Annotated in this window: 6 protein-coding genes; 3 read left to right on the forward strand and 3 right to left on the reverse strand. The window is 64.3% G+C overall.

Annotated features, from left to right (window positions below; genetic code table 11):
• Positions 1–332 precede the first annotated feature (332 nt).
• Positions 333–1,298 (forward strand): alpha/beta hydrolase, encoded by a 966-nt coding sequence (locus RMO81_RS13950; protein ID WP_310476504.1) that lies wholly within the window; start codon positions 333–335, stop codon positions 1,296–1,298.
• Here the strand turns inward: RMO81_RS13950 and RMO81_RS13955 are convergent.
• Entirely contained in the window at positions 1,295–1,879 is a 585-nt protein-coding gene (locus tag RMO81_RS13955; protein WP_310476505.1) for a glutathione S-transferase family protein, read from the reverse strand. The two genes, RMO81_RS13950 and RMO81_RS13955, sit on opposite strands and share 4 nt — an antisense overlap.
• Positions 1,880–1,958: 79 nt before the next feature.
• Between RMO81_RS13955 and mazG the strand changes: the two genes are divergently transcribed.
• Positions 1,959–2,792, forward strand: coding sequence for a nucleoside triphosphate pyrophosphohydrolase (gene mazG, locus RMO81_RS13960; RefSeq protein ID WP_310476506.1), 834 nt, complete (start codon positions 1,959–1,961; stop codon positions 2,790–2,792).
• Between the two features lie 37 nt (positions 2,793–2,829).
• On the forward strand, positions 2,830–4,494 hold the full coding sequence (locus RMO81_RS13965; protein ID WP_310476507.1) for a serine hydrolase domain-containing protein: 1,665 nt from the start codon (positions 2,830–2,832) through the stop codon (positions 4,492–4,494).
• On the opposite strand, the gene prmC is transcribed toward RMO81_RS13965, so the two are convergent.
• Both prmC and RMO81_RS13975 read right to left on the reverse strand, forming a co-directional pair.
• The gene (gene prmC / locus RMO81_RS13970; protein WP_310476508.1) at positions 4,462–5,295 is read right to left on the reverse strand and encodes a peptide chain release factor N(5)-glutamine methyltransferase; all 834 of its coding nucleotides are present in this window, start codon (positions 5,293–5,295) and stop codon (positions 4,462–4,464) included. The two genes, RMO81_RS13965 and prmC, sit on opposite strands and share 33 nt — an antisense overlap.
• A partial coding sequence (locus RMO81_RS13975) for a peptide chain release factor-like protein (RefSeq protein WP_310476509.1) occupies positions 5,292–5,691 on the reverse strand: 400 nt, incomplete at its 5' end. The genes prmC and RMO81_RS13975, both read right to left, overlap by 4 nt.

A 5,691-nucleotide genomic window follows, 5' to 3' on the forward strand; every position in this document is an offset into this window, starting at 1 on the left:
CGGCGAGTGTGGCCAGCACCGCAACCAGCAAGCCCGGCACATAATCCCGCCAGCGCGTGGCCGGCGTGCGTTCGATATCGCCATAAAGATCGGCGGCTTGCGGCAATTGATTGGCGGCGTCCATCGGTGCAGGGTTAGGCCGAAGCAGCGCATTCGCCAAGTGGGCCTCTGCAGTCTCGTTCGTGATTAAACATAATATATATTATCAAGCCTGTACAGGGATCAATCGGTGCGCCAGCGAAGCTCTTCCCTGTGCTGGCCAATGCTTGCTTGTCCTGGCCAGTCCGGCCTAGCGTGACGGCACCAGTTCAGAGCGGACAGCGGAGCAGATCATGCGAACCTTGACAGTCCACAACGCCGGCCTCGCGCTCAATGTTGTTGTCGCCGGGCCAGAACACAGCGCTGATCTGCCGATCCTGTGCGTGCATGGCTGGCCGGAGCTGTCGCACAGCTGGCGTCACCAGCTGGCGTATTTCGCCGCTCGCGGCCGCCGCATCGCCGCCATGGACGTGCGCGGTTACGGCGCCAGTGACAAGCCCCATGCCATTGCCGCCTACAGCCTGTCGGCGCTCGCGTCGGATGTCGCGGCTGTCATCGCGGCGCTGGGCGGCCGCGCGATCCTGTTTGGCCATGATTGGGGCGCCCCGATCGTGTGGAACACGGCGCTTCGTCACCCCGCCGCAGTTGCTGCCGTTGCCGGGCTGAGCGTGCCGTTCGCACCGTGGGGCGAAACCCGCTTCCTCGACATGATGCGGATGATGCACGCCGGGAAATTCTTCTATCAATTCTATTTTCAGGCCGAAGGCGTGGCAGAGGCCGAGCTGGCTGCCGATCCGGACGCGCTGGCAAAACTCTATTTTGCCTTGTCGGGTGATGCCCAATATCCCGGTTTCGGCCGCAAACTGCCGGATGCAACGGTGCTGGAAGGCCTGCCCCTGCCCGATCCGCTGCCCACCTGGATGGCGGCGGACGATCTGGCCATCTACAAAACGGCGTTTGCCGCCGGGGGATGGCGCGGCCCGCTCAATCGGTACCGCGCGCAAGACATTGATTTTGAGGAAGCCATTCCCCTGCGCGGCCAGATGATCGCGCAGCCCGCCGCCTTCATTGCCGGCACGCGCGATCCGGTGCGCCATTTTGCGCCGGGCATGGACCTTTATGATGCCGCCGGCGCTGGCTGCAGCGATTTCCGCGGCACCAGCTTGATCGAAGGCGCCGGCCACTGGGTGCAGCAGGAAGCGCCCGAGGCCACCAACGCGGCGTTGTCGGTGTTTCTGGACGGGTTGAGGGGGCTTTAAGCCAGCCCCAGCGCGCCTTCGACCCGTGCCACCCAGCCACGCACAGCCGGCCACTCGGCCAGATCGAAACCGCCTTCGTGCGCCACCCGCGTATAGGCCACCAGGCCAATATCGGCGCAGCTGAGCCCCGCCCCCGCAAACCAGTCCCGCTTGGCCAGATGCTGTTCCATCTGGTTGAGCGCGGCGTGGCCCTTTGTGGTGAGCGCCGGATCGATCTCGCTGTCGGGCTTGCCGAGATAGAATTTCTGGAAACGCCGCACGGCGATCGCCGGTTCGTGGCTATATTGTTCCCAGAACAGCCATTGCAGCATCTCGGCGCGCGCAAAGCCGTCAGCTGGAATCAGCGCGCTGCCATCTGCCAAATGCAGCATCAGGGCGTTGGACTGCGCCAGACTGCGGCCGTCGGAAAATTCCACCGCCGGCACCTGCCCCATCGGGAATTTGGCGAGAAAATCCGGGGCCTTGGCTTCGCCCTTCACCACATCGACATCAACCCAGCCGTACGCCAGGCCCAGATGATCGGCGACCCATTTTACCTTCAGGCAGTTGCCGGAAACCTTGTCGCCAAAAAGCGTGAACACAGGGATTCTCCTTGGCCGCACGCCTTAGCGATGACGGAGCGTGATTGAAAGCCGCTCGCCGGTCGGGCAGAGAAAACCCATGAGCACCGCCCCACTCTCGCTTGATCGTCTTGCCGGCATCATGGCTGCCCTGCGCCACAAGGAAAACGGCTGTCCGTGGGATCTGGCCCAGGATTTCGACACGATTGCGCCCTACACGATCGAGGAAGCTTATGAGGTGGCCGAAGCGATCGCGCTGCGCGACATGGCGGAACTGAAGAAGGAACTGGGCGATCTGCTGTTCCAGGTCGTCTTCCACAGCCGCTTGGCCGAAGAGGCTGGCCACTTTGCCCTTGCAGATGTGGTGGCGTCGCTTGCTGAGAAGATGGAGCGGCGACATCCGCATATTTTCGGTGCCAATGAATTTGGTGATGGCACCCGGGCCGCCGATGCCGATGCGCAGAAGGACGAATGGGAACGCATCAAGGCCGCCGAGCGTGAGGTCGCTCGGACTGGGGCGGGTGCGCCGGAAAAGCCGGTATCGGCACTTGATGGGGTGGCAACCGCCCTGCCCGCCTTGATGCGCGCCGAAAAACTGCAGGCACGCGCGGCGCGGGTGGGCTTTGAATGGGCCGAGGTGGCCGGGGTGCGCGCCAAGCTGGATGAGGAACTGGGCGAATTCGACACGGCAACCGACGACGCCCACCGCGCCGAGGAAATGGGTGACGTGCTGTTCGTTCTCGCCAATCTCGCGCGCCGCCACGGCATTGATCCCGAATCCGCCTTACGCGCCGGCAATGCCAAGTTTGAACGGCGATTCCGCGCAATGGAGCGATTGGCCGGGCCGAACTTCCCGTCGCTGTCGCTTGATGAGCAGGAGGCTTATTGGCAGCAGGTGAAGGCCGAGGAACGCCGCTTGCCGGCAGCCGACTGAGTTGCCACACTGCCCCCTGCATCAAAGGGGAAACGCCATGCCGATCAATCGTCGTTTGTTTCTGGCTGGCGCCGCCGGCGCATCCGTTGCCGGTTCGGCGAGCGCCACGCTGATCGCGCAAGGGGCGAGCGCCGCCGAAACGCAGGCACTGGAAGCCGTGGCGGCCTATGTCGAGGCGCATCGCCGCCACTTCGGATTGCCGGCCTTGGGTGTTGTCGTGTCGGCGGGGCCAGGCCGGCATTTCACCATCCTGTCGGGCACCCGCGATTATCGCGAGACGCAAGCCTTGGCCGGCGATGAATTGTGGCAGATCGGCAGTATTTCCAAAAGCTTCCTGGCATTGGCTTGCCTGTCGATGCAGGCCGAAGGCAAGCTGACCCTGGACGATGAACTGCGCCAGCATCTGCCCGAAGCGCAATTGCCCGGCGTGTCATCCGGCGGGCCGTTTACCATCCGTGGCCTGCTTGATCACACCACCGGCCTGCCGGATTTCGCGCCAGCGCTTGGCGCAAAATTGTGGCGGGGTTTCAACGCCGGCAGCGCCTGGAGTTATAGCAACACCGGCTATGATCTGGTGGGCCATGCGCTTGAACGGATTGAAGGCAAGCTGCTGTATCAGATCATTGAAGAGCGCGTGTGCCGGCCGCTCGGCATGGCGGCGACCCGTGGGGCCATCCAGTGGAAGGATCGTGCCCGCTATCCCGCCAGCTACAGCCCGCTGCGTCCCGATCGCCCGGTGTTGCCCGGCATGGCGATGGCACCGGCACCGTGGGTGGATGCCAATCTGGGCGCCGGTTCGGTGGCGGCGCCGCTGGCCGATATGGGCCGCTATCTGGATTTCATTGCCGCCGTTGGCCAGGGCAAGGGTGCGCCGCTGCTCACCGATGCACAGGCACAGGCGTGGCTGGAGAATCCGGCGGTGCAGGATCCCGCCAGCCCAAGCGAAACCTATGGCCGTGGGCTGATGCACCGCAGCGACGAAGGCCGGGCCTTGCTGCACCACACCGGCGGCATGGTGTGTTTTTCCTCATCCATGCATGTCGATGCGGCAGCCGGCCTGGGGGCCTTTGCCAGTTGTGCGGTGGGCGGCATCAACTATCGCCCGCGCCTGATCACGCTTTATGCGCTGCGGGCCCTGCGCGCAGCAGCAGCCGGCGCGGCCATCCCCGCACCGCCTGAATTGGCTGCCCTGCCCGCCGATGCCGGCGACTATGTTGGCAGCTACAACGACGGCCAGCGGCAGTTGGACATATTGCCGGGCCTGATTGCCATGCTGGATGGCGCGCGGGTGCCATTGCAGCCGATCGCGCCGGGGATGTTTGCAACAGCGCATCCGGGGCTGGTCGATTGGCCGCTGGTTGCAGAACGGCGCGACAAGGCGGTGATTGCGCTTGATCACGGCAGCCGGCGCTTTGTGCGGTCAGGGGTGAACGCCGCCCTGCCCGCCACACCACCCGAACTGGCGGCACTGGCCGGCCATTATCAGAGCGATGATCCGTGGATTGGCGGATTCGCCGTGGTGGCGCGCGGCGACAAGCTGTTTCTGGGCGGCGTGCTGCCGTTGCGCCGCACTGGCAAGGATGAATTCGTGCCAGCCGATACGGCCAACAGCCCGGAACGGCTGCGTTTTCTGGGCCATGTCAATGCTGTGCCGCAGGTGGTGGAGTGGTCAGGCCGCCGACTCGAGCGGCGGGACGGTTAGCGCCACGCAGCGATCGCGACCGGCCAGATCGGGGTAAAGCCGGGCAGCGAAGCCATGAACCGCGGCCAGTTCCAACACGGCCGCGCCCTGACGGTAGCCGATCTCCAGCAGCGCCAGCCCGCCCGGGTTCAGCAATGCGGCAAGTTGCGGCAGGATACGGCGATAATCATCAAGGCCATCGACGCCGGCAAACAGGGCGCTGGCCGGTTCATGGGCGCGAACTTCGTCCGATAATGCTTCATTTTCGGCAATATAGGGCGGATTGCTGAGAATGAGATCGAAGCTCTCGGTCAGGCCCTCCCCCCAGTTGCCCAAGCGAAAGCAGGCTCGGTCGGCCAACTGATTGCTGATCGCATTGGCCTTGGCGATGTCCAGCGCAGCCTGGCTGGCATCAATGCCCAGGCCGCTTGCCTGTCGCCATTGCGTCAAGGCGGCCAACAGCAGGGCGCCGGAACCCGTGCCGAGATCGAGGATGCGGCCGGGCGCAGGGTTGCAGCGTTTCAGCGCCACCTCAATCAGTGTTTCGGTATCGGGGCGCGGAATCAGCACATCCGGGCTCACCTTCAGATCCAGGCTCCAGAAAGCGCGGGTGCCGGTGATGTGGGCGACCGGTTCACCGTTGGCACGACGTCCGACCATCTTGTCATAGTCTTGTGGATCAATGCTGCGCTCTGGATTCAGCAACACATCGCCGCGTGAGCAGCCAAGATGATGGGCGAGCAGCACTTCGGCATCCAGACGCGGCGTCTCCCCGCCGATGCGGGCAGCAGCGGCATTGAGGGCGTCTATGCTGCGGATCACCCCAAACTCGCCAGGCGCGCCGCTTCGTCTTCGGCGATGAGCGCGGTCACCAGTTCATCAAGACCAGTGCCAGCCAGGATTTCGGGCAGGCGATGCAGGGTGAGGTTGATGCGGTGATCGGTCACGCGGCCTTGCGGGAAATTATAGGTGCGGATGCGTTCGGAACGATCGCCGCTGCCCACCATCGCCTTGCGATCGGCGCTGCGGGTGCTGGCCAGGCGCTCGCGTTCGGCATCGAACAGGCGGGTACGCAGCAATTTCAGTGCCTTGGCCTTGTTCTTGTGCTGGCTGCGTTCATCCTGCACGGCCACCACGACGCCGCTGGGGATATGGGTGATCCTGACCGCGCTATCCGTCACGTTGACATGCTGGCCGCCGGCACCCGAAGCACGATAC

The sequence above is a fragment of the Sandarakinorhabdus sp. genome, assembly GCF_031422795.1.
Classification (GTDB): Bacteria; Pseudomonadota; Alphaproteobacteria; order Sphingomonadales; family Sphingomonadaceae; genus Sandarakinorhabdus.